This window comes from Mesorhizobium sp. M7A.F.Ca.CA.004.12.1.1 (assembly GCF_003997835.1).
Lineage (GTDB): Bacteria > Pseudomonadota > Alphaproteobacteria > Rhizobiales > Rhizobiaceae > Mesorhizobium.
The window spans coordinates 1-524 of sequence record NZ_RZRK01001476.1; the positions used below are offsets into that span (position 1 = coordinate 1).

General features: G+C 64.3%; 1 pseudogene. It reads right to left on the reverse strand.

The annotated features are described in order from the left end of the window. A pseudogene (locus EN984_RS37110) lies at positions 1–524 on the reverse strand (carbamoyl phosphate synthase large subunit); the annotation flags it as partial.

Here is a 524-nt window from a genome sequence, read left to right on the forward strand (position 1 = left end):
CTGCCGTCTGGCGCTCCAGCTCGTCGACCAGTTCGGAAGGCAGCGAGTGCACCGGCAGCGAGCAGGCACTGTCGCCCGAATGGATGCCGGCCTCCTCGATGTGCTCCAATATGCCGGAGACGAAGGTCGACTTGCCGTCGCACAGGCAGTCGACATCGACCTCGATGGCGCCGGAGAGATAGGTGTCGAACAGCAGCGGGTTCTTGCCCAGCAGCGTGTTGATCTGGCCGGTCTTGTCGTTGGGGTATTTCTGCTTGATGTCCTCCGGCACCAGGCCGGGCACGGTGTCGAGCAGATAGGTCTGCAGCATGCCCTCGTCATGGATGATCTGCATGGCGCGGCCGCCCAGCACATAGGACGGGCGCACCACCAAGGGGAAGCCGAGCTCGCCGGCGACAAGGCGGGCCTGCTCGACCGAATAGGCAATGCCGTTCTTCGGCTGGCTGAGGCCGAGCTTGTGCAGCAGCTTCTGGAAGCGGTCGCGGTCTTCGGCGAGATCGATCATGTCGGGCGAAGTGCCGAGG